This is a genomic window from Sphingomonas arabinosi, assembly GCF_036663715.1.
GTDB lineage: Bacteria > Pseudomonadota > Alphaproteobacteria > Sphingomonadales > Sphingomonadaceae > Sphingomonas.
This window is the reverse complement of record NZ_JAXOJN010000002.1, coordinates 354,452-379,248: the sequence shown is the minus strand read 5'-3', so window position 1 is coordinate 379,248 and position 24,797 is coordinate 354,452. Positions and strand designations below refer to the sequence as shown.

General features: G+C 65.5%; 25 protein-coding genes. 8 read left to right on the top strand and 17 right to left on the bottom strand.

Annotated elements, in window-relative coordinates:
* Positions 1 to 9: 9 nt before the first annotated feature.
* From U1708_RS04635 to U1708_RS04610, 6 genes are all read right to left on the bottom strand, one after another.
* Positions 10 to 1,392, bottom strand: coding sequence for an MFS transporter (locus tag U1708_RS04635; protein ID WP_332743205.1), 1,383 nt, complete (start codon positions 1,390 to 1,392; stop codon positions 10 to 12).
* Between the two features lie 380 nt (positions 1,393 to 1,772).
* Positions 1,773 to 2,987: a CmpA/NrtA family ABC transporter substrate-binding protein gene (locus tag U1708_RS04630; RefSeq protein ID WP_332743203.1), complete on the bottom strand. Its 1,215-nt coding sequence runs from the start codon at positions 2,985 to 2,987 to the stop codon at positions 1,773 to 1,775.
* A complete protein-coding gene (locus U1708_RS04625; protein ID WP_332743201.1) occupies positions 2,987 to 3,565 on the bottom strand; it encodes an ANTAR domain-containing response regulator in 579 nt (192 codons plus the stop codon). The genes U1708_RS04630 and U1708_RS04625 overlap by 1 nt, the downstream gene beginning before the upstream one ends.
* Positions 3,566 to 3,619: 54 nt before the next feature.
* On the bottom strand, positions 3,620 to 5,113 hold the full coding sequence (gene glpD, locus U1708_RS04620) for a glycerol-3-phosphate dehydrogenase (protein ID WP_332743199.1): 1,494 nt from the start codon (positions 5,111 to 5,113) through the stop codon (positions 3,620 to 3,622).
* Complete coding sequence (glpK, locus tag U1708_RS04615) at positions 5,110 to 6,597, bottom strand: glycerol kinase GlpK (RefSeq protein ID WP_332743197.1); 1,488 nt, start codon at positions 6,595 to 6,597, stop codon at positions 5,110 to 5,112. Before glpK ends, glpD begins: the two co-directional genes overlap by 4 nt.
* A gap of 82 nt (positions 6,598 to 6,679) precedes the next feature.
* Entirely contained in the window at positions 6,680 to 7,564 is an 885-nt protein-coding gene (locus U1708_RS04610) for a LysR family transcriptional regulator (protein WP_332743195.1), read from the bottom strand.
* Between the two features lie 90 nt (positions 7,565 to 7,654).
* Here U1708_RS04610 and U1708_RS04605 point away from each other — a divergent pair, with 90 nt between their 5' ends.
* Together U1708_RS04605 and U1708_RS04600 are read left to right on the top strand one after the other, a co-directional pair.
* The gene (locus U1708_RS04605) at positions 7,655 to 8,695 is read left to right on the top strand and encodes an NAD-dependent epimerase/dehydratase family protein (protein ID WP_332743194.1); all 1,041 of its coding nucleotides are present in this window, start codon (positions 7,655 to 7,657) and stop codon (positions 8,693 to 8,695) included.
* 11 nt (positions 8,696 to 8,706) lie between these two features.
* Positions 8,707 to 8,967 (top strand): DUF3253 domain-containing protein, encoded by a 261-nt coding sequence (locus U1708_RS04600; protein WP_332743193.1) that lies wholly within the window; start codon positions 8,707 to 8,709, stop codon positions 8,965 to 8,967.
* A 63-nt stretch (positions 8,968 to 9,030) separates the two neighbouring features.
* Here U1708_RS04600 and U1708_RS04595 read toward each other — a convergent pair whose 3' ends face one another.
* Entirely contained in the window at positions 9,031 to 9,396 is a 366-nt protein-coding gene (locus tag U1708_RS04595; protein WP_332743192.1) for a DUF4440 domain-containing protein, read from the bottom strand.
* A 113-nt stretch (positions 9,397 to 9,509) separates the two neighbouring features.
* Positions 9,510 to 9,767 (bottom strand): hypothetical protein, encoded by a 258-nt coding sequence (locus tag U1708_RS04590; protein ID WP_307085319.1) that lies wholly within the window; start codon positions 9,765 to 9,767, stop codon positions 9,510 to 9,512.
* A 176-nt stretch (positions 9,768 to 9,943) separates the two neighbouring features.
* Here U1708_RS04590 and U1708_RS04585 point away from each other — a divergent pair, with 176 nt between their 5' ends.
* Both U1708_RS04585 and U1708_RS04580 read left to right on the top strand, forming a co-directional pair.
* Positions 9,944 to 10,951, top strand: coding sequence for a zinc-dependent alcohol dehydrogenase family protein (locus U1708_RS04585; protein WP_332743577.1), 1,008 nt, complete (start codon positions 9,944 to 9,946; stop codon positions 10,949 to 10,951).
* Positions 10,952 to 11,144: 193 nt separating this feature from the next.
* Positions 11,145 to 11,984, top strand: coding sequence for a phosphatase PAP2 family protein (locus U1708_RS04580; protein WP_332743191.1), 840 nt, complete (start codon positions 11,145 to 11,147; stop codon positions 11,982 to 11,984).
* Here the strand turns inward: U1708_RS04580 and U1708_RS04575 are convergent.
* From U1708_RS04575 to U1708_RS04555, 5 genes are all read right to left on the bottom strand, one after another.
* Positions 11,956 to 13,302: a glycosyltransferase gene (locus U1708_RS04575; protein WP_332743190.1), complete on the bottom strand. Its 1,347-nt coding sequence runs from the start codon at positions 13,300 to 13,302 to the stop codon at positions 11,956 to 11,958. The genes U1708_RS04580 and U1708_RS04575 overlap by 29 nt on opposite strands.
* A 42-nt stretch (positions 13,303 to 13,344) precedes the next feature.
* Entirely contained in the window at positions 13,345 to 14,121 is a 777-nt protein-coding gene (locus tag U1708_RS04570) for a fatty acid desaturase (RefSeq protein ID WP_332743189.1), read from the bottom strand.
* The gene (locus tag U1708_RS04565) at positions 14,118 to 14,651 is read right to left on the bottom strand and encodes a sterol desaturase family protein (protein ID WP_332743188.1); all 534 of its coding nucleotides are present in this window, start codon (positions 14,649 to 14,651) and stop codon (positions 14,118 to 14,120) included. Before U1708_RS04565 ends, U1708_RS04570 begins: the two co-directional genes overlap by 4 nt.
* Before the next feature lie 167 nt (positions 14,652 to 14,818).
* Entirely contained in the window at positions 14,819 to 15,136 is a 318-nt protein-coding gene (locus U1708_RS04560) for a hypothetical protein (RefSeq protein WP_332743187.1), read from the bottom strand.
* Positions 15,137 to 15,242: 106 nt separating this feature from the next.
* The gene (locus tag U1708_RS04555; protein WP_332743186.1) at positions 15,243 to 16,211 is read right to left on the bottom strand and encodes an SDR family oxidoreductase; all 969 of its coding nucleotides are present in this window, start codon (positions 16,209 to 16,211) and stop codon (positions 15,243 to 15,245) included.
* Between the two features lie 213 nt (positions 16,212 to 16,424).
* Between U1708_RS04555 and U1708_RS04550 the strand changes: the two genes are divergently transcribed.
* From U1708_RS04550 to U1708_RS04535, 4 genes are read left to right on the top strand one after another with little or no spacing between them, the layout of a single operon-like run.
* The gene (locus tag U1708_RS04550) at positions 16,425 to 17,273 is read left to right on the top strand and encodes a cytochrome ubiquinol oxidase subunit II family protein (RefSeq protein ID WP_332743185.1); all 849 of its coding nucleotides are present in this window, start codon (positions 16,425 to 16,427) and stop codon (positions 17,271 to 17,273) included.
* Positions 17,270 to 19,369, top strand: coding sequence for a cbb3-type cytochrome c oxidase subunit I (locus tag U1708_RS04545; RefSeq protein WP_332743183.1), 2,100 nt, complete (start codon positions 17,270 to 17,272; stop codon positions 19,367 to 19,369). Before U1708_RS04550 ends, U1708_RS04545 begins: the two co-directional genes overlap by 4 nt.
* Positions 19,366 to 19,992, top strand: coding sequence for a cytochrome c oxidase subunit 3 (locus U1708_RS04540; RefSeq protein ID WP_332743181.1), 627 nt, complete (start codon positions 19,366 to 19,368; stop codon positions 19,990 to 19,992). Before U1708_RS04545 ends, U1708_RS04540 begins: the two co-directional genes overlap by 4 nt.
* Positions 19,989 to 20,291, top strand: a complete 303-nt coding sequence (locus tag U1708_RS04535) for a cytochrome o ubiquinol oxidase subunit IV (protein ID WP_332743180.1) — start codon at positions 19,989 to 19,991, stop codon at positions 20,289 to 20,291. The genes U1708_RS04540 and U1708_RS04535 overlap by 4 nt, the downstream gene beginning before the upstream one ends.
* A 65-nt stretch (positions 20,292 to 20,356) precedes the next feature.
* Here the strand turns inward: U1708_RS04535 and U1708_RS04530 are convergent, their stop codons facing one another.
* The 4 genes from U1708_RS04530 to U1708_RS04515 form a co-directional block, all read right to left on the bottom strand.
* Positions 20,357 to 21,793 carry an NAD-dependent succinate-semialdehyde dehydrogenase gene (locus U1708_RS04530; RefSeq protein WP_332743179.1) on the bottom strand — a complete coding sequence of 479 codons (1,437 nt, stop codon included), beginning with the start codon at positions 21,791 to 21,793 and terminating at the stop codon, positions 20,357 to 20,359.
* Positions 21,794 to 21,996: 203 nt separating this feature from the next.
* Positions 21,997 to 22,341, bottom strand: coding sequence for an MmcQ/YjbR family DNA-binding protein (locus U1708_RS04525; protein WP_332743178.1), 345 nt, complete (start codon positions 22,339 to 22,341; stop codon positions 21,997 to 21,999).
* A gap of 11 nt (positions 22,342 to 22,352) precedes the next feature.
* A complete protein-coding gene (locus U1708_RS04520) occupies positions 22,353 to 22,634 on the bottom strand; it encodes a GCN5-related N-acetyltransferase (RefSeq protein ID WP_332743177.1) in 282 nt (93 codons plus the stop codon).
* A 96-nt stretch (positions 22,635 to 22,730) separates the two neighbouring features.
* Positions 22,731 to 24,713, bottom strand: coding sequence for a glycoside hydrolase family 84 protein (locus tag U1708_RS04515; protein WP_332743175.1), 1,983 nt, complete (start codon positions 24,711 to 24,713; stop codon positions 22,731 to 22,733).
* Positions 24,714 to 24,797: the final 84 nt, after the last annotated feature.

Here is a 24,797-nt window from a genome sequence, read left to right as displayed (position 1 = left end):
GAAGGGGGGTCACGCGGGGACCGCGCTGTTCACGGAGCGGTCGCTCGTGCGGCGCGCGTCCAGGGCGGCGTCAAGCAGCGCGCGCTCGTCCGATTTGTGCGTGGCAGAGAAGCGGACGGCGAGCGCACAGACCGCAGTGCCGGCGACGACGTAGCCAAGGATGATCAGGCATTGCTGCGGCGTGGCCGATGCCTTGTTGAGGAACCCCGCCGCGACCGCGCCGATGTTGCCGCCCGCGCCGATCAGCCCGGCGACACCGCCCAGCGCCTTGCGGTCGATGAACGGCACCAGCGCATAGGTCGCGCCGCACGCCATGTGCGTGAACAGCCCGAACATCGTCATCGCCAGGATCGCAAGCGTGACGCTGCCGGCATTGCCGAACAGCACCAGTCCGACGCCTTCGCCGAGCATCAGCGCGAACAGCAGCAGCGCGCGGCCGTCGAGGCCCTTGACCAGCGCGATCCGGTCACTGGCGATCCCGCCGAGCGCTCGGGCGAACAGCGCAAGGCCACCGAAGATCCCCGCGGCGAGCCCGGCGTTGGTCAGCGAAAGCCCGAACCGGTCGACGTAATAGCTGGCCGCGATGTTGTGGATGAAGATCTCGACGCCGAAGCATGCGCCGTACGTGGCCGCGAGCATCCAGGTCCGGTAATTGGCGGCCGCGCGGCGGAAGATCGCCATGCCGGTCGCCTTGCCGCCATCGAGCTCGATCCCCGCCGCGCGGAGGTCGAAGATATCGCCCTGCGGCGTGTCCTGCGTGTAGCGCGCATAGACGAACGCCATCGCGACCATCGCGACGCCCGGCACGAACATCGCGGCGCGCCAGCCCCAAGCATGCTCGACACCGAGACCGATCAGCGCCGCGACGACCAGCGGCATCAGGCTCTGCGCCGCGCCGCCACCCGCATTGCCCCAGCCGCCGACGGTCGCGTTGGCGGTGCCGACGACGTTGGGCGCGAACATCACGCTCGTGTGATATTGCGTGATGACGAACGACGCGCCGATCGCGCCGATCGCGAGGCGGAAGAACAGGAACGTTTCGTAGGTCTGTGCAAAGGCCAGCCCGAATACCGGGATCGCACCGATCAGCAGCAGCCACGTATAGGTGCGCCGCGGGCCGAACCGGTCGCAGAGCGGTCCGACCACCAGCCGCACCAGGATCGTCACAGCGACCGCGGCGATGTTGATGTTGGCGATCTGATCCTTGCTGAGGCCGAACTCGGTCTTGATCAGCGGCATCAACGGCGCGGCGGCGAACCACGCGAAGAAGCACACGAAGAACGCGAGCCACGTGACATGGAACGCGCGCATCTGCGGCGTGGCGGCACTGAACAGATCGATCCGTGTGGCTTTCGGCGCGGCGGTGTCGATTCCCGGTGATGCGAACAACATGATTTCCCCCATCTGCGACGGACAAAGAAAAAGCCGCCCCGACGGCGACCTTGCGGACGCATCGGAGCGGCTTCGTTGCCTATGGACGATCGGTGGATCGTCCTACGCGGTCAGGTCCCGTCGTTGGAACCGGTCTCGCGATGATTTCGTGCCCGACTCCCTTGCCGGACGATGTGAAGATGACCGAAGTGGCCTTATCGCGCAAGCGTCATTTCGCAGATGCAGCAGATTTGGGGTTTAGGGGTGATCGAGCGATAAAACTCCCTTCCCTGAAAGGGAGGGGTTGGGGGTGGGTCGGCTTCCGCCTGTCGAGCCTAAGTGGCTCAAGCCGGCCAACCCACCCCCAACCCCTCCCTTCCAGGGAGGGGAGAAGCTAAAATTCAGGGCAACCCGGCAAGATACCCTTCGATATCGTCGGGATCGAACGCGCGCCGGTCGAAGAATGCATCGCGCCCGAGGATCAACCGGCCCTGCGTAGACCCCGCACCGATGCTGTCCGCGCCGATCGCTCCCTCCAGTTTCGAGCTAGCATTGGGAAGCGGCGCGTCTGACCCGGCGAGTGCCGCGCGGTAAATGTCCGGCCGGAACACGCCTTGTGCGACATCCGCCTCCTCCGCCGAGAACGGCGTGCCGTCCCACCGCACCATCTGCGAATACAGCCACGCCGCCTGACTGCGCCACGGAAAGTTCGCCGCCTCGCGGTATTGGAACATGAAGTCCGGAACGTGGATCGGCGCCGCATCCTTCACCAGCCGCACCCGGTCGCCGATCGCCCGCGACACCGCATCGACCGGCGCATCAAGATACTCCGGACGAGCAAGTATCGCCGCATTCGCCTCAAGCGTATCCGGATCGACGAACTGCGCAGCCGCAGCGTGGAGCGCGCGGATGAGCCGGTGAACGACGTCGCCTCGCTCGGCCAGCGTGGCGTCGCGCATAGCCAGCACCTTCTCGACGCCACGCCGCCAGACCTGCGCCGTGACCAGCGCGATCCGTCCGACCCCACGATCGACTGCGACGCCGTTCCACGGCTCGCCGACGCAGATGCCGTCGACCTCGCCCGCCGCCAGCGCGTCGGCCGCGAAGGTTGGGCTGGTCGTGACGATCTCGACGTCGGTGTCGGGGCGGATGCCCACCTGCGCCAGCCAATAGCGCAGCATGTAATTGTGGCTCGAATAGCGATGCACCACGCCGAACCGCAGCCGCCGCCCCGCCGCGGCGCGCGCGATCGCCACCGCCTTCAACCGCGCGCCGAGCACCACCGGATCGCCCAGCGCGTCCCCGTCGAGCACCTCCGCGGCCAACGGCAGTGACAGCGTGATCGCATTGCCGTTGAGCCCCAGCACGAACGGTACCGCCATCGGCACCGCCGGCCGTCCGCGCCCCAGCGCCGTCGCGATCGCCAGCGGAGCGACCATGTGCGCGGCATCGGTATGACCGTAGAGCAGCCGGTCGCGCACCGTTGCCCAGGTCATGTCGCGGACCAGCTCGATCTCCAGCCTCTCCGCCTCGGCGAACCCGCGTTCGCGCGCGAGGATCGGCAGCGCGGCATCGACCAGCGGCAGGAAGCCGATACGGACCCGGTCGAGCGCCATCACAAATCTCCCATGAGCGCGTCGCTGGTGATGATCGCGTCGGCGATCTCGGCGATCCGGCGGTTGGATCGCATCGCCTGCCCGCGGAGCAGGCCGTAGGCGGTCGGCTCGTCGATACCGCGGCGTTTCATCAGGATCGCCTTCGCACGGTCGACGGTATTGCGATCCGCGAGCGCGCTGCGCGCCTCGTGCAACTCCGCCTGCAACCGCGCGAACGCCTGGAACCGCCGGATCGCCAAGTCGATGACGGGTTTGATCCGCTGCTTGGCGAGCCCGTCGACGATATACGCCGACACCCCCGCATCGACCGCCGCGTTCGTAGACTCCGCATCGCTCTGGTCGACGAACATCGCGATCGGCCGCGCTAGCGCGCGCGACACCGCAAAGAACTCCTCGAGCACGTCGCGGCTCGGATTTTCGAGGTTGATTAGCACCACTTCGGGCGCTGCCTTCTCAAGCGCAGCGACCATCCCCAAAGTGCCGTCGATCACCACGATATCGTCGAGCCCCGCCTCGCGCAGACCGTCCGAGATGATCGCGGCTCGCGTCGTGCTCGTGTCGATGATCGCGATCCGCATGCCGCGATCCTATGCTGCGCCGCACCGAATGGCGAGCGTAGTTGCGGGATCCGCTTACGCAGACGTCGCCAACCCCTTCGCGGTCAGATATTCGGAAACGGCATCGCGCAACGCGACACCTCCGTGGATGCCTAGCTTCGTCCGCCGCCACAGGATGTCTTCCACCGAGCGCGCCCATTCCCTGTCGACGAGATAGTCGACTTCGCGCGTGGAAAGGCCGTGGCCTAGGTCGACGATGCTGGTCGCGTCGCCCAGCACGGCGTCGATCCGCGTGCCATACGCATGCGCCATCCTAAACGCGGTCGCGGCATCCAGGAACGGCCAGCGTTTGCCTACCGTCTCCACGAACGCCGCGATCCCGCCCGGGGGCAGGTCGCCACCGGGAAGCGGCGCGTCGTCGGTCCACGCCTCGGTCATCGGTGGAAGGAACGGCGCGAGTTCCTCCAGCGCATGTTCGGACAGGCGGCGATAGGTCGTGATCTTGCCCCCGAACGCGGACAATATCTGGGGCGCATCGGCGGTACCAAGCTTCAGGACATAATCACGCGTGACCTTGGATGCGTTCGCGTTGCCGTCGTCGAACAGCGGGCGGACTCCCGAGTAACTGGTCACGACGTCGGCCGGCGCCGTCTGGCGCGTGAAATACCGGTTCACGCTGGCGCAGAGATACTCGGTCTCGTCGGGATCGATCGTCGGTGCGGACGGATCGCCGTCGAACGGCTTGTCCGTCGTACCGACCAAGGTGAGGTCGCCCTGATACGGAATCGCGAAGATCACGCGCTTGTCGTCGTTCTGGAGGATGAAGGCATGGTCGCCGTCGAACAGGCGGGGCACGACGATATGACTGCCCTTGACCAGCCGTGGCGGGGGCTCGTAATGCGCCGCCGGCATGTCGTCCAGGACCTTGCCGACCCAGGGACCGGACGTGTTCGCGATGGCGCGCGCGTGCACAATGCTGCCGTCGCCGAGCCTAGCGACCCAACGGTCCGCTTCGCGCGTCGCACCTTCGAACTTCACGTGGGTGCGGATATCGGCACCGCGTTCCGCCGCGTCGAGCGCGTTGAGCACTACCAGTCGTGCATCGTCGACCCAGCCGTCCGAATAGACGAAGCCGCGTTTGACCGGCTTTAGCCCCTTGCCCCATGCCGTGTGGTCGAGCCGTACGCCGACCGACTTGGGCAGCCGGCTGCGGCCGCCGATATGATCGTACAGGAACAGCCCGATCCGGATCAGCCAGGCCGGTCGCATGCCGTCCGCCAGCGGCATGACGAAACGCATGCCGCGGATCAGGTGCGGCGCGATGTCGAGGAGCTTCTCGCGTTCTTCCAGGGCCTCGCGCACCAGCCGGAACTCGTACATCTCGAGATAGCGCAGGCCACCATGGATCAGCTTCGAACTCGCGGACGACGTATGCGCGGCCAGATCGTCCTGCTCGACCAGCATCACCTTCAATCCTCGGCCGGCGGCGTCACGGGCGATGCCGGTGCCGTTCACCCCGCCACCGATGACGAGAAGGTCGACATCGCTGGACTTGGTACTGGTCGTCATGCCCTGGTCCTCGAACGCGTTCGATCGACGGCCTCCTGCCACCCCGCCATCAGGGCCGTTCGCTCGTCCGTCTTCATCACCGGATGAAACGTCCGATCCTCCCTCCAGGCTCCGGAGATGTCGTCGGGACCGTTCCAGATGCCGACCGCCATGCCCGCGAGGAACGCGGCACCGGCCGCTGTCGTCTCGATATTGGCGGGGCGAACCACGTCGGTATCGAGCATGTCCGCGAGAAACTGGCAGAACCAGTCGTTCGCGGCCATCCCGCCGTCGACCCGAATCTGGCGGGCATCGCGCGCGCCGTCGGCAACCATCGCGTTCATCAGGTCGGTCGTCTGATAGGCTACCGACTCCAGCGCGGCACGAGCGATGTGCGATCCGGTCGCGGCGAATGTGAGCCCGGTAATGCTTGCACGCGCTTCGGGATCCCAATGCGGCGCGCCGAGGCCGACGAACGCCGGCACCATGTAGACGCCGTCGTTGCCGTCGAGCTTGGTTGCCATGTCGTTCGTATCCGCCGCGTGGTTGATCAGGCCGAGGCCGTCGCGCAGCCACTTCACCGCCGCGCCCGCAACGAAGATCGATCCCTCCAGCGCATAGGTAATCTCGCCGTCGAGCTGATAGGCAATCGTCGTCAGCATGCCGTTCTTGCTGGTCACCGCCTGCTTGCCAGTGTTGAGCAGCACGAAGCAGCCGGTGCCATAGGTCGACTTGGCATCGCCGGGCTGGAAACAGGCCTGGCCGACCACGGCCGACTGCTGGTCGCCGGCCATCCCCCCGATCGGGACCGACTTTCCGAGCAGGTCGGATGTCGTTTCGCCGAAGATCGCGCTGTTGTTCTTGACCTCGGGTAGCAGGCTTTCGGGGATGTCGAGCATTCGCAGCATGTCCGGATCCCACGCGCCCTTGTGGATGTCGAACAGCAGCGTGCGCGAGGCATTCGATGCGTCGGTCGCGTGGACCTTGCCGCCGGTCAGCCGCCAGAGCAGGAAGCTGTCGATCGTCCCGAACGCCAATTCGCCCCGGTCGGCGCGGGTACGGACGCCATCGACGGTGTCGAGGATCCATTTGAGCTTCGTCCCCGAGAAATAGGGGTCGAGGATCAGCCCGGTCCGCTCGCGAACCAGCGGTTCGTTGCCGTCCGCCTTCAATTGCGCGCATAGCGTCGCGGTACGGCGATCCTGCCAGACGATCGCGTTGTGGACGGGCTTGCCGGTCTCGCGGTCCCACACGACCACCGTCTCGCGCTGGTTGGTGATGCCGATCGCGGCGATCTTGCCGCCGTCCGCCTCCGCGGCCTCCTTCAGCGTTTCGACCGTGTCGCGCCAGATGTCTTCGGCATCATGCTCGACCCAGCCGGACTGCGGATAATACTGTGGGAATTCGCGGCGTACAGTCTGGCGGGGAACGCCGTCGGTGCCGAACGTCATGCTGCGGGTTGAGGTCGTGCCCTGGTCGATCGCCAGGATGATGGTGTCGGTCACGCCTTGCACTCCTTGGTCGGTACGGGGATGAACTCGCTTGCCCACGCGACGGTCCGCCTTCGCGGAACTGTAGCCGGCCGATCTAGGATAGCGACGCGAACCCGCTCACCAACGCGTCGAATACGGTGCGACAGCGCGGGCTGTTGCGCAAATCCTCGTGCATCACGATCCACACGGGAAGGTCGATCGCGAAGGCATCCGGCAGCACGCGGAAGAGTTGCGGGTGCCGCTTGGCGATCGGGACCTGGCAGATACCGATCCCGAACCCGGCGCGGATCGCGGCGAGTTGCGCGACGTCGCTGTCGATCCGCAACGCGAAGGCGCTCCGCCTGATGTCCGGAAAACTCTCGACGAAAGCGCGGATCGCTGGCGTCTCGGTATCGAAGCCGATGATGTCATGGTCGGCGATATCGGACAGTTTAGACGGGGTGCCGCAGCGCGCTAGATAGTCGGCATGGGCGTGAAGGCCGATCGGGATCGACGGCATTTTCCTGGCGATTAGCGACTGCTGGACGGGCTGGGTCATGCGCACCGCGATGTCCGCCTGCCGCTGGAGCAGGTCGTCGACCGTGTTCGACGCGGAGATCTCGAACGAGAGCGCGGAGTGGCGTTGCCGCAGTCGCGCCAACATCGTCGGCAGGTGTTCCGCACTGACCACCTCGCTCGCGCTGATCCGAACCGTCCCGGCGATCGCACCGGCGCTGCCCGCGGCTGTACGCAGCAATGCGGCGGAGGTGGAGGCGATCGCATCGGCATAGGGTTTCAGTTCGACGGCCGCCTCGGTCGGAGTGAGGCCGCGCTGCGATCGCACGAACAGCTCACGACCGATGGCCTGCTCGAGCGCGTCGATATGCCGCGAGACGCTGGGCTGCGTCAGCCCGAGCGCGCGGGCCGCACCCGACAGGGACCCAGTGCGCAACACCGCTTCGAACGTGCGGTAGAGATCCCAGCTCGGCGATCCGTTCATGCATTTTCGTATAGATGATCCACGACATTCGGCAATTTCGTTTTAGTGTCGAAAGCCGCATTTCTCGCTCAGATGCAATGGAGACGAGACATGGAACGCAAGATCGCTTTGGTATTGGGTGCAACCGGCGGGATCGGTGGCGCGGTCGCGCGACTGATGGAGCAGCGCGGCTGGCAGGTGCGGGCACTGCACCGGGATCCGGACAGCGTGGTTGCGAAGCACGGCTTCGATTGGCGCAAGGGGGACGCGATGGTCGCCAGCGATGTCGCCACCGCTGCCGAGGGCGTTTCCTTGATCGTTCACGCCGTGAACCCGCCCGGCTATCGCAACTGGGGGAAGCTGGTGCTGCCGATGATCGACAACAGCATCGCTGCGGCGCGTGCCAGCGGTGCCCGGATATTGTTGCCGGGAACGGTCTATAACTACGGCCCCGACGCGTTCCCCGACATAGCGGAAGACAGTCCCCAACACCCGCAGACGCGCAAGGGCGCCATTCGGGTCGAGATGGAACGTCGGCTGCGCGCGTTTGCGGAAAGCGGGGCGGGGATCGTGCTGATCGTGCGCGCCGGGGACTTTTTCGGTGCGGCTGCGGCGAGTACGTGGTTCAGCCAGATCGTGCCGGCGGGCAAACGACCAACCGCAATCACCTATCCCGGCCGACGCGGGGTCGGGCATCAATGGGCGTATCTCCCCGACGTCGCCGAGACGATGGTGCGCCTGATCGAAGCCGATGGCCTCGACGCCTTCGCGACCTTTCACATGCAGGGCGTATGGGATGCCGACGGCACGCGAATGATCGATGCGCTTTGTCGGGTGCTCGGCGACCCGGCAGTCGCGGTCCGGCGAACGCCGTGGTGGATGATGCGGCTGGTTTCGCCCTTCGTGCCGACCCTGCGCGAAGTGATGGAGATGAAATACTTGTGGGAGCAGCCCGTCAGGTTGTCGAACGACCGTCTGACGGCCAAGCTGGGGACAGAACCGCACACGCGGCTGGACGTTGCCGTTCGTGAAACGCTCATGGCGATGGGGTGCCTCGATGCTGCCCCCGTGTGTCGTCGTCGGGAAGCCGTGCCGTCATACGTCGTGCCGGTACCGCTTCCGATCGATGCGGCGAGCGTTGTGACACAGTAGAAGGAGGTTCGATGACCGCCACGAATGCGCAAGAGGCCACGCTGGCACTCCTCGCGAGCCGTGCGTCAACCGCAACGGTTTGCCCCAGCGAAGTCGCACGAGTGCTTGCCAACGCCGCCGTTCCAAAGGCAGCGGCAGTGTCGTGGCGCGATTTGATGCCAGTGGTCCATGCGGCCGTCGATCGGTTGGTGATCGACGGCCACGTACGATTGAGCTGGAAGGGGCAGGCGCTCCCGACACGGTCCGGACCTTATCGGATCGGTCGGGTTTAGCGCGGGTAGAGCGGTGAATCGCCAGCCCAAGGGTGTAACGGAGCAGCGAGCCCCGCTCTGGTATTACGCCCCGCCGGCCACCGGCGCGAGCGTCTGCTGATGCTGCACCACGCGCCATTCCTCATGGCTCAAGCGCCGCATCGTCGTGGTGCAGTATGCAACGTAACCGCTAGATCCGTCGCGGCTCGCTTCGGCTTTGTACGCGATCGTGATCAGCCCTTCCTGCGGCCGCATGACCTGCTGTTCGCTGAACGCCACATTCGACCAGCGCGGCGTATCGGCGACCGCTTCGATGGCCTGCGCGCCCGTCATCACGAACGGGCTTTCGGGCAGCACCATGACGCATTCGTCGTCTATCAGCGCCCGGTAATGCTCGGCGTCGCCGGTCCAGAGGCTTTCCTCAAATTCCCAAATCCGGTTGTCGTCCATCATGCATCTCCTATCCGGGTGTGGAGCGCGGGGCCGGGATGAACGTTCCGCGGCTGTTGGAATAAAGCTGCGTTCGCAAGGCGGTACGACGGTTGATCGCGTCGGATTGCTTGTCAGAGTCCGATCTTATCGAGCGCCGCGGACAATTCCGCGCTTCCAGCATCTCCGTCCTTCGGCGTTAGGCGGTTCAGCGTGGTCCGCACGCGTTGTTGCGCGACCTGAAGCGTCTTGTGACGGACTTCCCGGGTGGCGTTGGTCCGCCACGACGGGCTTTCGCCGAGCAGTGCCGCCCATTTGGCCTCTTCCGCCGCAAGGATCGCAAGCGCTAGCCGGAGGCCGTCCCGCCGACCATGCGCGTACTCGTCGGACATCCAATACCTCCCTCAGGAACGGTCGACTTCCCTCTACGGAATCGATCGGCGGGGCAACCTGCACGCGTTACTTCTGGGCGGCGCACTGGCGAGGCCCATTTCGGCCCCGCGAAAACAGATCCGGAGCCCGAACCGCCGCTGGTGCGTTCGGCATGCCACAGTATCTGGAGTTCGGCATGAAGGCGATGACATTGCGGTCCCCCATCGGGTTGGACAGCCTGAGAATGGAGGATCGTCCCGATCCTGGCGCGCCCGGTCCCGGTGCGATCCGCGTCGCGTTGCATGGCAGTTCGCTCAACTTTCACGATCTCGGCGTGGCAACGGGGCGTATGCCAACCGCCGACGGGCGCGTACCGCTCGCCGATGGCGCAGGCACGGTCGAGGCGGTCGGCGAGGGCGTCACCGAATTCGTACCCGGCGACATGGTCGTATCGTGCTTCTTCCCCGATTGGCTAGACGGAGCGCCGACCGTCGGCGACTTCGACCGTACGCCTGGGGACGGCATCGACGGTTTCGCCCAGGACTATGTCGTCCTTCCGGCAACTGCCTTCACGCACGCGCCCAAGGGTTTCGATGCGGTCGAGGCGGCGACCATTACGACCGCGGGCCTGACGGCATGGCGTGCGTTGGTCGTCGACGGAAACCTCAAGCCGGGCGACAGCGTGCTTCTGCTCGGCACGGGCGGCGTGTCGATCTGGGCGCTCCAGATCGCCAAGCTGATGGGTGCGACCGTCGCGATCACCTCGTCGTCGGACGAAAAGCTCGATCGCGCGCGCTCGCTTGGTGCCGATTTCACGGTCAACTACCGCGAGCAGGACGCGTGGGGCAGGGCCGTCCGTGACTGGACCGGCGGCCGCGGCGTCGATCACGTGGTCGAAGTCGGCGGGCCTGGCACGCTCGCGCAGTCGATCGAGGCGGTGCGCGTTGGCGGGCATATCTCGCTGATTGGCGTGCTGACCGGTGCCAGCGGCGACGTGCCGACAGCGGCCCTGATGGCGAAGCAGGCGCGGCTCCAGGGCCTGATCGTCGGCAGCCGACGCGAGCAGCAGGACTTCGTCCGCGCCCTAGACGGCGGAGCGATCCGACCGGTCATCGATCGCCGCTTCCCGTTGGAGGAACTCGCCGACGCGTTCCGATACGAGATGGGCGCCGGGCACTTCGGCAAGATCGGCATCGAATGGTGACTGGCGTCGTAATCGTCGGTCGCGGCCGCCTGGATTCGAGCAGGTAGAGGTCGCGGCGATTACGACGGTGTTAAAGGACCGGACTGCGTCGACGACCGATCGACGGCCCCGGCACCAACCATTCCAAACCCGATCGGAGATCGAGCATCGCGGACGCCATGCCGATACCGCGTCGTGGATCCTCGTAGCCGTCATGACCGTCGGCTGTATCGTGTTGGGGTATGCAAACGGCTTCGTGGTCGATGCTTGGCGCGCGCTGCCGGTGTGCGCGGCGTTGGCGATCCTGTCCGGCGCGATCGTTTTCGGCCGGGCGCGGCAGCAGCCACGCTTGACGGCGGGGGCGACGGCATTCCTCCAGATGACCTTGTTCACCGTCAATGGCGTCGTCCTCGCCTATGTGTTGGCAGCACAGGCCGGACCGCTTTTGGATCGAGAGCTGGCCGCGGCGGACCGCTATCTCGGCTTCGATTGGGCCGTGCTATACCGGACGCTCGACACCGTTCCGATCGCGATATGGATCGGTGGGATCGCGTATCACAGTCTTACGCTGCAGATGGTGGTGTGCATCGTCGCGCTCAGCGCCACTGGTCGGAACGACAGGCTTCGCATGATGGTGGCCGCAGCGGTCTCGAGCGGTATCCTTACGATCCTGATTTCGGGAGCGGTCCCAGCGATGGGCAACGTCTTCGATCCGGCGGGCTATCACGCGCTCTGGCCCTCCGTCGCGTGGTTGGAGCACGACCTCATCACCGGACTACGCGACGGATCGATCCGAAAGCTGGATCTCACGCAGCTCATGGGGATCGTGACCTTCCCGAGCTACCACGCCACGCTGCCGATCATTCTCGCCTGGGCGCAGCGCGACGTTACACGGCTGCGTATCATCGCACCGGTCTGGGCCGTGGTGACGATCCTGGCGACGCCGGTATTCGGCGGGCACTACGGGGTGGACGTACTGGCTGGGATCGGCTTGGCGGTGGGGGGAATCGCGGTTGCGCCCACGCTTACTCGTAGGCGGTCGACGACACCGTAAGCCGTCGGGTACTCGGTTCCAGAACCGAGTGGATCGCCGCTGCGGCCTGGGCGGCGCCACCGTCCGCCTCGATAGCAGTCGCGATACGGCGAGCGGCCGAACGATAGGTTGGATGGGTCATCACCTCGTGGAGCGCATTTGCTAAGGTGCGTACGGTCAACGATCGCGCCGAGACTACCCGCCCTGCACCAACCCTCGCGAGCCTCGCGGCGGTCGCGGGCTGTTCGAAGGCGATCGGCAGGGCCACGATCGGGACCCCTGCTGCCAGCGCGTCGAGCACGGTGTTGAACCCGCCGTGCAGCACCGCCGCCGCACAATGGCGCAAAACGGCTTCCTGCGGCCAGAAGGCACGTACGAGCGGATCGCCCGGCAACATTGCCTCTTCGGCAGCCGTCAGGCCGCCGCCATGCCCGATCACCGCCCTGGCGCCGAGGGCCGCGCAAGCTTGCGCCATCACCGTGAACAGGGCTCGCCTCGACCCCTGCAACGTGCCGAGCGAGCAAAAAACCAGAGGTCGTCCGTCGTCCGGTAACGTCATAGCTTCTGCTCGGGCTTCCCGCCACGGCGATCCGTACAGAAAATTGGCAGGCAGATGGTCGCGCGGATAATCCAGTTCTCTCGGACATTGCGCGACCTGCACCAGCGGGGGGCGTTCGTCCGGGCCGATCCCCCAGTCCAGGCGTGCAGCATCCAGAACGGTTGTGATCGGCCGCATCAGCCTGTCTGACACCGCATAGCCGCCGCGATTGCGGAACCGACCCAGCGCGCCGGGCCGAAAACGCCAGCCGAGGAAGGGCGGGGGAACACCCTCCTCGCGGATCAGCGGCAGCCCGGTCGCGGCAATGACATAGGGAAGGCCGAGGTGTTGGGCGATTAGCGGACCGGCCGGCTCCACCGCATCCGCGATCACCGCATCCGCGCCGATCCGTCGAAGAACGTCGGGTGCGTCGGCGAGCAGCGCGCCCGTAATGTCCGCAGTCGCGCGGATCATCCGCCGAAGCCCAATCGGCCCCGTCGGCCGGGCAAGCTTTTCTCTATATAAATCCAGGCGTTCCCGCCCCAGCTGTTCCGGCAGGGGGACGAAAGCGATGCTGTCGTTCGTGATGAACCGCTCGGTCCCGCGGACATGGACGATCGTCACGCGCCAGCCCAACGCGTCGAGTTCCGCGCCGAGGACCTGCAGCGGATTGAGATGTCCGGGCACGGGAGAGGTAATAACGGCGATATGGCCGTTCGGGCGTATCATAGGGGGTATCGCACTGTCCGGAGCATGACGCGTGCCGGTCGGAGACGCGTCACGCAAGACGATAGCCGTCATCGCCAGCAACTGTTACCGCAAACGCGTCAGCTATTGAGGGTATTACGAACCGCGGACGTCCGCCTGCCGACTGTCGGTAAGCGCACGGCGGCGGGCAGGGAGCCCCCACCAGGGGGTCCCCGGTGAAAGATGATGCTCATGATGGTAGCCGCCGAAATGGAAGCATGTGAGCAGCGACACAATCTGCGGGATCCGTGCGCTCCGCGCGCGATGCGTGTCGGGGAAAGGCTCATCGCTCTCACGGTGTGGCAGCCACGTACCGAACACGAACAACTGCCCCACCGCGCCCAACGCGGGCACCGCCCAGAAGACGACGATATTGCCAAGCGGTGCGCCCAGCAGCAGCGTGTAGACCAGCGCGACCAGCGTGATGCGAACGATTTGTCCGTGCGAATAATACGACCGAAAGAACTGGCCGAACCATCCGATCAGGCGGGGATCGCCGCCATGAAAATCGGGATCGCCTTCGGACCCGGCATGACGATGATGGAGGTGATGCTGTGGCAGCAGCGTCGCATAGGACAAGCAAGCGTAAAGCGCGAGGCACGTTGCGCCCGCCGCGCGGTTCAGTCGCGGATAACCCGGGGCCAATGCGCCGTGCATCGAGTCGTGCGCGACGATGAACAACCCCGTGCTGAGCCAGGTCTGGACGAGGACCATCGCGACCGCGATCGGAACCGTGCCGACGCTCCACCGCCAGAAGAAAATGCCGGTGACGTGGATCGCCAGCCAAGCGACGACGATCGCCGCGGCTAGCGACAGGCCGATATGCGCTTGCCGTCGATCGGCAACGGCTCGAGGGAGCGACGCGGTGCTCAACGGTCTGCCGGCGCCGAAATGTCGGAAACGGCGGTCGGCTGGTCCCGTCGCGGACCACGCCGCTGCGGATCGGCGTTCGCCCGCAACTGCGCCTTCAGCACTGCGGGCTTGCGGGCGAACAGGAAGCCGTGGCTGACCGTGCCGTCCTTGCCCTCGACGGCGTGGTGCAGACGATGCGCTTGCAACAACTGCTTGAAATACCCCTGTTTGGGGACCCAGCGAAACCCGCCGCGCTGATGGACGAGCATGTCGTGGACGAAGGCGTAGATGCCACCATAGACGGTGATGCCGAGCGCAGCCCACCACAATGGCTCCCACCGCAAACCGACGACGAACAGGACGATCGGCACGACAGCGAAGACGACCGCATACAGGTCGTTTTTCTCGAACAAGCCGCCGTGCTCCTCGTGGTGCGACTTGTGCCAGCCCCAGCCCCAGCCGTGCATGATGTATTTGTGCGCCGCCCACGCGAAGCATTCCATGAACAGGACCATGAACACGACGATGGCGAGCTTTTCGAACCATGCCATCAGCGGGCGCTCCGATAGCGCAAGGTCGACAGATACAATGATCTCAACATGATGCCTCTATACGCCCTCTGACGCCGTGACGCGAGCCATAGCGACACCTCGGGCTTCGCTCGGTCGACGCCGTTCCGGGCCGTCGGGGTTGGAGATCGTGCGGGGGAGTGTAGAGTTCAATCCAGCGTGTCAGCTTTTCCGTCAGCCCAGTCCTTGCCTTCGTCGCCGCCCCAGAGGAGCCAGGCGATGTATCCGGCGGATGGGTCGCTGTCCGATCCCCATTCATGGGACTTGCCCTTCTTGTCGACCTCGTGACGTGCGAAATAACTGTGCATCGACTTCACGTCTTCGGCGGACAGCGACTTCTGCGCAGCAAGCTGTTCGGCACGTTTGACGCCCACGTCCGTGCCGCCACGGCCGAATTCCTTGCGCAGTTTGAGGCCCTTCTCCGCATTCGCCGCCATCTTGGCCGTGGGCTTGAACGTGTCGGTCATACGAACTTCCTGCTAGCGTTCTCGCGCCCGTCGCGCGGTTCCGTGAACGATTCGTCGTCCTCGTGGTTGCCCACGCTCCGATGCCGAGGTTTATCTCCGACTCGGGTCACCGCCGCCGCTGCCATAGCCAGGCGCCAAGACCGACGACACCGAGTGCTGCCGTGCCGACGATCGCGGTCTTGCGTCGTCGCTTTGGATCACGGCGACCACCATCGGGGCCGCTCGGCTGGGCAGGCGGGTCGAAGACCGCTCCGCGCGTGTCCTCTCCCGGCTCGGCCTTCGCGGACCACACGTCCATGAAGCCGTTCATCATAGCCGCCATCAGATTGGGTGCCGCGAACTGGCCAAGCTTGAGCGCGATGGCCGGTGCACCGACGACCACGGTGTTGCGCGGGCGGCGGGCAAGGCTCACCACTGCCTTCGCCACGGTCTGGGGCGCTAGCGCACCCGGCGGCAACGAGAGGCGCGCGCCGGTATAGTTGCCGGCATGATCGATGCCCGGCGTGTCGACGAAGGTCGGGTAGACGTCGCAGACGTGGATCCGCGGATGCTTCGATACCTCGCCGCGAAGTGCTTCGCTGAAACCGCGCAGGCCGAACTTGCTCGCCGCATAGGCCGCGGCATACGGCGTCGCCACGAAGCCGCCAACCGAGATCATGTTGACCCAGGTCCCGTGGTCCTGCGCCAGGAAAATTGGCAGGACTGCGTGCGCCTCGTTCATATGCGAGACCAGGTTCGCCTCGATCACGCGCGCATGATCCGGCATCGGTACATCGTGATACTTGCCGACGACGCCAACGCCGACGCAACTGAACCACAGATCGATCCCACCCAGTGCCGTATTGGCCTCGGACGCGAAGGCCGCGACTGCGGCGGCGTCGGTCACGTCGACGACGCGGACTTCGGCGGAGGCACCGACCCTGCGACACCGTTCGGCAATGTCCCGAAGCCCGGCCTCGCCGCGTGCTGCGAGCATCAGTCTAGCTCCCTTTTTAGCGAATGCGATGGCGGTCGCGGCACCGATGCCGCTCGATGCGCCGGTGATGATGACGCGCAATCCGTCGTGCCTGGCCATGATGCTTTCCTCTCGTCCCGTCCCGTCCGGACGAATGGGACGAAAGCGCGTTCCATGGCTGGCCTCCGCGCTGTCTCGTGGTTCGCATGCCGGGTAGAGAATGCTTGGGAAATCTGCGAGTAAACGAGTCGGTGCTATACCGAGTGAAGGCGGGTTTCCTCGGCGCGGTAAGGGACGTTCGTGTTTGTAGGATGCTTTCGACGGTTGCGGCGTGTGACCTCGGCTTCGTTCCTGATGCTCGGGCTCGCTGGCTGCACCGCGCTGTCGCACGGCTTCCTCAATCCGCAGGGGCCAGTTGCGGGGCATGAGCGCGACCTGTTCGTCACGGTGTCGATCGTGCTGCTGTTCGTCGCGGGGCCCGTGTTGCTGCTGACGCCGCTGTTCGCATGGCATTACCGGCTGTCCAACCGCGGCGACGCGTACCGCCCGAAGTGGAATTTCTCTTGGTGGGTCGAGGCGCTGATCTGGATTCCGCCGGCCGGCATCGTGATCGGGCTCGCCATATTGCTGTGGCACTGGACGCAGATCGACGATCCGTATCGGCGATTGCCGGGTGCCGCGCCGATCGAAGTGCAGGCGATCGCGCTCGATTGGAAATGGGTGTTCGTCTATCCCGACCTCGACGTTGCTGCGGTCGACCGGCTCGTCATTCCCGCCGGGCGCCCGGTGCATCTCCGGCTGACCAGCGGCACCGTGATGCAGTCGATGCTGATCCCACAGCTCGCGGGCCAGATCTATGCGATGGGCGGCATGACGACCGAGCTCAACATCCAGGCGCACCGGGCAGGGCGCTTCCGCGGTGAGAACACGCAGTATAACGGCGCCGGGTTCCAGCATCAGAAGTTCGACGTCGTTGCCGTGTCGCCAGCTGACTATGATCGTTGGGCGGCGGCTGCACGCCGCGGTGACCGCACCTTGAATGCGCAGACCTGGCGGCGGCTGTCCGCGCGTTCGATCATCATGCACCCTGTCGAGTTCGCCCACGTCGCGCCGAACCTGTTCGAGCACGTGCTGGCCGCGACCGGCGGCATGACCCATTCTTTGCCGAAAGCCGCTCGATGACCGTTTCTGTTCCCCTCTGGCCCGCGGTGTTCGGCCGGTTCGGCTGGCAGGACCTGCCGTTCGTGCGCGCGTGGGAGAACCCGACTATCAGCGAGCTCATCGGTGCGTTTGCGGGCGCGCTGGTGGTGGTCGGCGCGGTCGTGTTGGCGGCGTTGCTGACGCGGTACGGCAAGTGGCGGTATCTGTGGACCGAGTGGCTCACCAGCCTCGACCACAAGAAGATCGGCATCATGTATATCGTCGTCGCGTTCGTGATGCTGTCGCGCGCGCTGGTCGAGGCGGTGCTGATGCGGATGCAGCAGGCGGTGGCGATCGAAAACCCCGGCTTCCTCTCGCCCGATCATTTCGGCCAGCTGTTCTCGACGCATGGCTCGATCATGATCTTCTTCATGGCGATGCCGTTCCTGACGGGGATGATCAACTATGTCCTGCCGCTACAGCTCGGCGCGCGCGACATGGCGTTTCCCTGGGCGAATTCGATCGCGTTGTGGCTTACCATCGGTGCCGCGGGCCTGATGATGGCGAGCCTGGTGGTCGGCGAATTCTCGACCGGCGGATGGAGCGGCTACCCGCCCTATACCGAGCGCGCGTTCAGTCCCGGCGTCGGTGTCGACTACTGGATCTGGGCGGTGACATTGGGGTCGATCGGCTCGACGATGGCGGGGATCAATATCGCCTGCACCGTCTATAAGCTGCGTGCGCCGGGGATGCGGTTCATGCGGATGCAGATGTTTTCGTGGACCAGCCTGTGCACGGCGATCCTGATGATCTTCGCGATGCCGCCGCTTACCGTCGCGACGCTGCTGCTCGCGCTCGACCGGTATCTGGGGTTCCATTTCTTCACCAACGACCTTGGCGGCAACATGATGAACTACGCCAACATGTTCTGGCTGTTCGGTCATCCCGAGGTGTACATCCTGATCCTGCCTGCGTTCGGCGTGTATTCGGAGGTCGTGTCGACCTTCTCGACCAAGGATTTGTACGGCTACACGTCGCTGGTGATCGCGACGATGGCGATCGCGGTGCTGAGCTTCACCGTGTGGGTCCATCATTTCTTCACGATGGGGCAGTCGGCCAACGTCAATGCGGCGTTCGGGATCGCGACGATGACAATCGGCGTGCCGACGGGGGTCAAGATCTACGACTGGATCTGGACGATGTTTCGCGGCGAGGTGCGCTTCACCGTGCCGATGCTGTATGCGCTCGCGTTCATGATGACGTTCGTGCTGGGCGGCTTCACCGGTATCATCCTGGCGATGCCGCCGCTCGATTACCTCGTCCACAACACGCTGTTTCTGGTCGCGCATTTCCACAACATGCTGATCCCGGGGCTGCTCTACGGGATGCTCGCGGGCTATCATTACTGGTTTCCCAAGGCGTTCGGCTTCCGCCTTGACGAGCGCTGGGGGCGGATCGCGTTTGGGTGCTGGGTGGTCGGCTTCTACCTCGCCTTCTTCCCGCTGTACGTGCTTGGCGCGAGCGGGATGGCGCGGCGGACGCAGGCGATCTTCGAACCGTCGTTCCGGCCCTGGCTGTACGTCGCCTGTGTCGGCGCGTTCATCCTGCTGGCCGCGCTGACGTCGCTAGGCATCCAGTTGTGGGTCAGCATCCGCGACCGCGCCTCGACCCGCGTGGAGGCAGGCGATCCGTGGGATGGCCGCGGACTCGAATGGTCGGTCTGCGCACCGCCGCCCGAGTATAACTTTGCGGTCCTGCCGCTGATCGACGGGCGCAACCCGTTCTACGATCACAAGCATGACGAAGGCCAACCCGACCCGTACGCTTCACCGTCTTCGTACGAGGACATCGTCGTGCCACGGGGCAGCGCGACCAGCGTCGTGATCGGTCTCGCCGCCGCGGTCGCCGCGTTCGGCCTGATATGGGAGATATGGGGGCTGGCCATCGTCGCGCTCCAGATCGTCGTCGCGGCGGTCGTGGCGCGGAGCTTCGGTCGCGACCAGCACCGGACCATCTCCGCCGCCGAGGTCGCGCAAGAGCATGAGGCATGGCTCGCCCGCGTCCGAGCGACACCGGCGATCCCGCGCCAGTTGGAGACCGCCGCCGTCAATCGCGGCCTTGCGGAGATCGTGGCGTGAGCGAACCCGAACTGGCGCATGCGGGCCTCAACCACAGCGACACCGGCGCGCTGACGCAGGATCAGGCGGAGAACGCGATCTTCGGCTTCTGGATATTCCTGATGAGCGACGCGGTGATCTTCGCGCTGCTGTTCGCCACCTACGGCACGATGATCGCCAGCACCGTCGGTGGCCCGACGCCTGCGTCCGAGTTCAAGCTGCTGCCCGCGTTCGTCGAGACGCTGTTGCTGTTGACGAGCAGCGCGACGTTCGGCCGCGCGACGATCGCCATGAAGTACGATGAACCGCGCCGCGTGCTGTTCGGCTGGCTCGGTGCGACGCTGGGGCTCGGCCTCGTCTTCCTCGCGCTCGAAGCGAACGACTTCGCGACGATGTTCGCGCACGGGGCCTATCCGATGCGCAGCGGCTTCCTGTCGTCGTTCTTCGTGCTGGTCGGGCTGCACGGGCTGCACGTCGCGGTCGCGTGCTTCTGGCTGGTCGTGATGATCGGCCAGATCTGCGCCCATGGCCTCGATGCGCGCGTGCGGATCAACCTGTTGCGGCTGGGGCTGTTCTGGCATCTGCTCGACATCGTCTGGATCGCGATCTTTTCGGTCGTATGCCTGCAAGGGAACATCGGATGAGCGACCGCACACGCGAACTGCGAACCTATGCAATCGGCTATGTCCTGTCGCTCGTGCTGACCGCGGCGGCGTTTGCGATGGTCCGCTGGCCGTCCTTCGGCGCACGCGCGATCTTCGGGATCGTGCTCGCGCTGGGCCTCGTGCAGATGGCGGTGCAGTTCCGCTGCTTCCTCCACATCAGCCTCAAGCGCTCGTCACGGCACGACCTGCAACTGATCCTGTTCTCCACGCTCATCATCGCGCTGATGGTGTCGGGAACGCTGGTGATCCTGTTCAACCTGCGCGACCGGATGATGTGACACGATCAAGCGTTGCCCGACGACGGCGGTGCCCCCCCGCCGCCGAGCAAACGCCGTGCATCGCGTCAGTTGATGTGAACCGCCTTGGTGATCAGATGCGCGGCAACGCCTTCCGGGCCGTCTTCGGAACCATGCCCACTGTCCTTCACGCCGCCGAACGGGCTGTCGGGATAGCTGAGCCGGACGTTGTTGATCGCGATCATCCCCGCCTCGATCGCATCGCCCAGCATGTTCTGGCGTCGGCCATTCTCGGTGAAGCAATAGGCGGCAAGCCCGAACGGCAGGCGGTTCGCCTCGGCGATCGCGTCTTCGTCGGTCTCGAAGCGGCTCAGCAATGCCACCGGGCCGAACGGCTCCTCGTTCATCGCCCGAGCCGACAGCGGCACGTCCGACAGCACGGTCGGCTGGAAGAAGAACCCACCTGCGCCACCGTAGTCGCCACCCGCGAGCAGCTTGGCACCGTGACCCGTCGCATCGCCGACCAGTTCGGCGATCGCGTCCGGTCGGCGGGCGTTGGCCATCGGTCCCATCTGGCTCGCCGAATCCATGCCGTCGCCGATCTTCAGCGAACGAGTGCGTTCCGCAAAGCCGGCGGCGAAGCGGTCGTAGATGCCGTCCTGCACCTGGAAGCGGGTCGGCGCGACACAGACCTGGCCCGCGTTGCGAAACTTGTGCGCGACCAGCGTGTCGAGCGTTTTCTCCAGGTCGCAGTCGTCGAACACCAGCACCGGCCCGTGCCCGCCAAGCTCCATCGTCGTCCGCATCATGGTGTCGGCCGCGAGCTTCATCAGGGCTTTCCCGACCGGCACCGAACCGGTGAAGCTCAGTTTGCGCGTGATGGGAGACGCAAGGAGCTGCCGCGATACCATGTCCGGCACCCCGAACACGCACTGCGCAACGTCGCCCGGAAGTCCCGCGTCCTGGAAGCACCGCAGCACTTCAACCGCGCTACCGGCGGTTTCCTCAGACGGCTTGATGATGATCGAGCAGCCTGCCGCCAGCGCCGGGGCGATCTTGCGCACGACGTTCATGATCGGGAAGTTCCACGCGCAGAATGCCGCGACCGGGCCGACCGGCTGATGCAGGACCATGCCGCGAGTCCCCGACGGGCGGGGCAGGACGCGACCGTAGATGCGCTGCGCCTCGGCGGCATGGAAATCGAGCAGCGCGGCCGCGAACGCGACCTCGCCTTTCGCCTCGGCCTGGATCTTGCCCTGTTCGAGCGTCGCGATCCGCGCGATATGGTCGCCCCGCTCTCGAAGCAGTTGCGCAGTCCGCGTCAGGATCGCGGCGCGCTTTTCCGGCGGGGTGGCACGCCATGCGATGAACCCGCGTTGCGTAGCCTCGAGTGCGCGATCCAGGTCCGCGGCGTTGGCCAGTGGCAGCGCGGCCTGGCCGGTGCCGGTCGCCGGATTGAGCACGTCGCGCGTGTCGCGGCCAGTGCCGTCGAGCCATTCGCCGGCGATATAAAGCCCGAGTTTCGTGTCATAGCCGGTAGTCATTGATCGTCTCCGTCGATGGCGGGTAAGAAAGCATCACGTCGAGCGTCCGCTTCGCAGGACTGGCGCAAGGACCAGACCGTACCAGGGTGCTGCCATAGGTCGAGCGATCACGTGGTACTACGTGATCGTGGGCAGGGTGCTCCGACTATGTCATGCTTATGCGTCAGCGCTTCAACCCGGATACCCGCTTTACGCCGCGCGCATCAGGGGCGGTCACCATAGGCTGCACGTGCGCCGATCGTGGAACGGTCCCACCATGCGCGCGCAAGCAGGACGGCGATGCGGTCGGTCTCGAGCGTTCCATATCGGACGAGTATGGCAGGCCAGCCATGATAGTGATCGGTCTCCCAGAACGTTGTGGGATCGGTTTCGATCAGGACGGCCTTGTCCTCCATAGGGACGTGAAGGACGAAGCTGCCCGGTTCCGGCGCGGTCGTCGCAGCGATCATCTTGCCGCGAACCTTCAGCGCGGGTTTGCCGTACGTCGTTCCCAGTTCGACACCCGGCAGCGCAAGCCCGACCCCGACGACCGCGTCCCAGTCCTTCATCCTGGTCCCTTCTATGTTCTGCTTTCCGACTTCCGTTTCCTCCGCCAAGCCAGCGAGCGCTGGTTCAGCACGCTCAGCTCTACCTCACCTGCAATCGCTGCCTCGGCCAGGTCGATAGCGCGGTCCAGTACCGCGCGTTCGGCATGCGCGTAGGCGGGGCGGCCCGCTATGCGGTCATACCACACGCCGTCGCACGCATTGTCGAGGAAGATGCGCTGGAAGCAATGGTCCTCCTCGACCGGCCAGCGGCGGGTGCGGGCCATCCCCGGCAAGGTGTCGCGGGTCAGAGTCAACCACCGGGCTTCGGCAGTGGAACGGTCGTCTGCATCCATCCGGCAGGAACGATTGAAACCCGAGAAGGTCGCGCCGTCCGCTGCCGGACCGGACAGTTACCGCGCCGCGATGGGAGGTGCTCCCGCGGGACGATCGAACGCGATCAGCGTCGGCGCATCCGCGACGAACCGGTCGAGCACCCCATCGGCGATCTTCATCGGCCCGTCGAACCGGGTGGCGCCAGGAATGCTCTGGATCGCCGCCGCTTCGGCCGCCAGCCGCTTCGCGTCCGCGAAATATCGTCCCGCCGCGCTGCTGCCGTGGTCGGCGGCGTCGAGCCCGGCAGCCGTCAACTGGAGTGCACGCCCCCAAAGCTGCATCGCGTCCAGCCACGGTCGCGACTGCGCAGCGAAGCCCGGCTCGATCGTCCCGGACCGGATGATGTCGGGCGCGTTTGCGATCTCGTCCGCGTGTTTGGTCAGGTCGGCGATAGCCCGATGTCGTGCCGCCTCGTCGCCGCCGGCAATCGCCTCGCGCACGCCGTCCAAGACCGCCTTCAATCGGGGTGCCTGCTCCTGCCACGGCTGGCTGCCGAACGTCGGCGCCATGTGCTGCGTGTCGAAGAACGTCAGCAACGCGGCGGTTGCCCGCTCGTCGCCACCTGCCAGTTCTCGTGCGGAAAAATGCCACGTCCGCTCCGCGTCGTACGCCTTGTCGTTCCAGCCGAACGCGGCGACGCCGGTCACCGCCGGGCGGCTCGGCGCTTCTTGGTTCATCGGGTTCGAGAGGATGCCGGTCAGCTCGCCCGACAGCCCAGCTTCGCGCCGCGCATAGGGTGCCATCAGTAGCCGACCCGTCGTCTGCGCATAATCGTTGACCGGATAATTGTCCCACAACAGCGTCTTGCGGCCGAACGCCTTGGTCGCCGCCTTTGCGTCGGGGATCGAGATCGCCGGCGGTACGACATCGGTACCGGTCCACTGCACGACGATCCGCGGGTCGAGATGCTTGCGCAACGCCGCCTTGTACGGCGTTTCCTTCGCGTCGTAATATTCGGTCGGCACCATGATCAGCGCGCGTGCCGCAGGGTCCTTGGCTGCTAGATTCTCCTGCACCGCGTTCAGCAATTGCGACTGCGCGACGCCCGCTGCCTCGGCGCCGGACGGACCGAACGCCGCCTTGTCCTTCTCGCAGTTCCACTTGGTATATTCGATGTCGTCCAGCGCGACGTAGAAGCTGCCGACGCCGATCGATCGCATCGCGTCGAACTTGCGCTCCAGCGCCTGCACGTCCGCCGGATCGGAGAAGCATACCGACGGACCTGGCGATACGGCATAGACGAAGTCGACATGGTTCCGCCGCGCGGCGGTCGCGAGCGTCCCCAGCGCCTTCAGCGTTGCGGCCGGGTAAGCCTCCCGCCACCGATCGCGCGCATACGGATCGTCCTTCGGACTGTAGACATAGGTGTTCGCCTTCACCGTGGCGAGGAAGTCGAGGTGCTTGGTGCGGTCCGCCATCGACCACGGCGCGCCGTAGAACCCCTCGATCGTGCCCCGGATCGGCATCGCCGGATGATCCTGGATCACCATGGCTGGGATCGCCGACCGCCGGGCAAGCTGGCGAAACGTCTGTACGGCATGGAACAGGCCGTCCGCGTCGTTACCGGCCAAAGTGACGACACCGCCCGATGCCGAGGCCAGGCTCGCGATCGTGTAGCCTTCTGCATGACTGTCGGCCGCCGCGCGACTGCGGGCGAGCGCATCGCGAACGATCGGCGCGGTCCCGGTTCCGAGCACGACATACGTCCCGTCGATGACCGAAGGCAGGCGCCGTGCGGTCGTGATCGTCTCCACGCCCGACGCCGTCAGGATGCTGCGGACCAGCGCGATCGTGTCGGGATCGACGCCCGGTGCTGCGATCAGCGATACCGAACGCCCCAGCGCGATCATCCCGGTCCCGAGTTCGATCGAGGTCGGTGCCGGGAACACCGCAGGCATCGTGACCGGACCAGCCGAGGCCGATCCCGATGCCAGACCCACCAAACTGGCGGCAACCATCAGCGAGGGCGCTACGCCGAACTTGCCAATATGTCGGGTCATGCTCGTCTCCGGTATCATAATGGTATTATCCAGCGGGATACCGCAGCTGTCCGAATACGGCAAGCAAGCGCTACGGAAGCATGG

Excerpts from the sequence above, each read along its gene's own strand:
- U1708_RS04635 (WP_332743205.1), bottom strand. The coding sequence starts at position 1,392 with ATGTTGTTCGCATCACCGGGAATCGACACCGCCGCGCCGAAAGCCACA.
- U1708_RS04630 (WP_332743203.1), bottom strand. The coding sequence starts at position 2,987 with ATGGCGCTCGACCGGGTCCGTATCGGCTTCCTGCCGCTGGTCGATGCC.
- U1708_RS04625 (WP_332743201.1), bottom strand. The coding sequence starts at position 3,565 with ATGCGGATCGCGATCATCGACACGAGCACGACGCGAGCCGCGATCATC.
- glpD (WP_332743199.1), bottom strand. The coding sequence starts at position 5,113 with ATGACGACCAGTACCAAGTCCAGCGATGTCGACCTTCTCGTCATCGGT.
- U1708_RS04610 (WP_332743195.1), bottom strand. The coding sequence starts at position 7,564 with ATGAACGGATCGCCGAGCTGGGATCTCTACCGCACGTTCGAAGCGGTG.
- U1708_RS04605 (WP_332743194.1), top strand. The coding sequence starts at position 7,655 with ATGGAACGCAAGATCGCTTTGGTATTGGGTGCAACCGGCGGGATCGGT.
- U1708_RS04600 (WP_332743193.1), top strand. The coding sequence starts at position 8,707 with ATGACCGCCACGAATGCGCAAGAGGCCACGCTGGCACTCCTCGCGAGC.
- U1708_RS04595 (WP_332743192.1), bottom strand. The coding sequence starts at position 9,396 with ATGGACGACAACCGGATTTGGGAATTTGAGGAAAGCCTCTGGACCGGC.
- U1708_RS04590 (WP_307085319.1), bottom strand. The coding sequence starts at position 9,767 with ATGTCCGACGAGTACGCGCATGGTCGGCGGGACGGCCTCCGGCTAGCG.
- U1708_RS04585 (WP_332743577.1), top strand. The coding sequence starts at position 9,944 with ATGAAGGCGATGACATTGCGGTCCCCCATCGGGTTGGACAGCCTGAGA.
- U1708_RS04580 (WP_332743191.1), top strand. The coding sequence starts at position 11,145 with ATGACCGTCGGCTGTATCGTGTTGGGGTATGCAAACGGCTTCGTGGTC.
- U1708_RS04575 (WP_332743190.1), bottom strand. The coding sequence starts at position 13,302 with ATGACGGCTATCGTCTTGCGTGACGCGTCTCCGACCGGCACGCGTCAT.
- U1708_RS04565 (WP_332743188.1), bottom strand. The coding sequence starts at position 14,651 with ATGGCATGGTTCGAAAAGCTCGCCATCGTCGTGTTCATGGTCCTGTTC.
- U1708_RS04560 (WP_332743187.1), bottom strand. The coding sequence starts at position 15,136 with ATGACCGACACGTTCAAGCCCACGGCCAAGATGGCGGCGAATGCGGAG.
- U1708_RS04555 (WP_332743186.1), bottom strand. The coding sequence starts at position 16,211 with ATGGCCAGGCACGACGGATTGCGCGTCATCATCACCGGCGCATCGAGC.
- U1708_RS04545 (WP_332743183.1), top strand. The coding sequence starts at position 17,270 with ATGACCGTTTCTGTTCCCCTCTGGCCCGCGGTGTTCGGCCGGTTCGGC.
- U1708_RS04535 (WP_332743180.1), top strand. The coding sequence starts at position 19,989 with ATGAGCGACCGCACACGCGAACTGCGAACCTATGCAATCGGCTATGTC.
- U1708_RS04530 (WP_332743179.1), bottom strand. The coding sequence starts at position 21,793 with ATGACTACCGGCTATGACACGAAACTCGGGCTTTATATCGCCGGCGAA.
- U1708_RS04525 (WP_332743178.1), bottom strand. The coding sequence starts at position 22,341 with ATGAAGGACTGGGACGCGGTCGTCGGGGTCGGGCTTGCGCTGCCGGGT.
- U1708_RS04515 (WP_332743175.1), bottom strand. The coding sequence starts at position 24,713 with ATGACCCGACATATTGGCAAGTTCGGCGTAGCGCCCTCGCTGATGGTT.